This window comes from Streptomyces sp. NPDC093149, assembly GCF_044754145.1.
Classification (GTDB): Bacteria; Actinomycetota; Actinomycetes; order Streptomycetales; family Streptomycetaceae; genus Streptomyces.
Genome location: NZ_JBIVON010000081.1, coordinates 1 through 1,078, shown reverse-complemented (window position 1 = coordinate 1,078; position 1,078 = coordinate 1). Strand labels below are relative to the sequence as shown.

Annotated in this window: 1 protein-coding gene and 1 pseudogene; both read right to left on the bottom strand. The window is 65.8% G+C overall.

Annotated features, from left to right (window positions below):
- A pseudogene (locus ACIQCZ_RS42610) lies at nucleotides 1-822 on the bottom strand (protein phosphatase); the annotation flags it as partial.
- Nucleotides 819-1,078, bottom strand: a 260-nt coding sequence (locus ACIQCZ_RS42605) for a DUF6507 family protein (RefSeq protein WP_402291604.1), incomplete at its 5' end; no start/stop codon positions are given. The pseudogene ACIQCZ_RS42610 and the gene ACIQCZ_RS42605, both read right to left, overlap by 4 nt.

Here is a 1,078-nt window from a genome sequence, read left to right as displayed (position 1 = left end):
TAGCCAGGAGGGGAGTTTGTCGTCGGGCAGTGCCCAGAACAGGGTGCCCGCGCCGGGGATCGCGGTGATCACGAGGCCGGTGGCGAGTTGGGCCAGTCCTTTCCAGGCCTGGCCCATGGCGTCCCAGCCGCCGAACCCGACGAGGGTGCCCAGGCCCTTGATGGTGCCCCATACCCCGTCGACGATCAGTCCGTCCCAGACGAACGACTTGACCCAGTGCCCGACTTCCCAGACGTGGTGTTTCTCCTCGACGGGGTCGCCCCAGGGGAGTTTGGCGTTCTTGAGGTCGTCGGCGTTGAACCCGTACTGGTCCTTGCGTTCGGACCCGTCCCCGGCGACCATCTGGACCCCGCCGGGGATCAGGGCGGTGATCTTGTTGTGGCAGGTGCGTTCGGCGGCCCAGAACGCGGCGACGGTCGCGGTGATGTCGTCGCGGAGCTGGTTGTGCTCGTCGACCTTGTCCTCGTCGTACTCCCAGTCGTCGTCGTCCTTGTTCGCGTTCACGAACTTCGTCGCGTCCGCTTTCAGCTGTTCCAGCTTCGTGACCAGCGGGCGGATCTCCGTCGCGTAGTCGGACAACGAGGAGGCGACCTTTTCCAGATCGTCCGCGAAGCCGTCGGCACGGTCCTTGACGGGTTTCGTCGACGCGAACAGCTGCTCGGCCTCGGGGGCCTTGTAATAGGCGGACAGGCCCTGGAAATGGGTGTGGACGGACGAACCGGTGTCCCGGATGTGCCCGGCGTCGGTCTTCAGACCGGCATGGTCCTTCTCCAGCTGTTCCAGATTGCCGGTGTACTGCGGAATCGCTTCGGGCTTGATCACCTGGACTGCACCCCGGGCTTCTTCGGGTCCAGATCCACCGCGCCGAGTGCCTTGCGCTGCGCTTCGGCGGCCATGTCGAGATCACCGTTCAGATACGCGGTGGTCGCATCGACCGCACCCTGCAACGACTTGCCCGCCCGTGCCGCGACGAACTTCAGGTCCGGTGTCGTGTGCTCCGCGAACTGCGACAGGGCCAGCGCGACAAGACCACCCACGGCCTTCTCACCGTCCTTGCCACCACCACCGCCACCGTCAC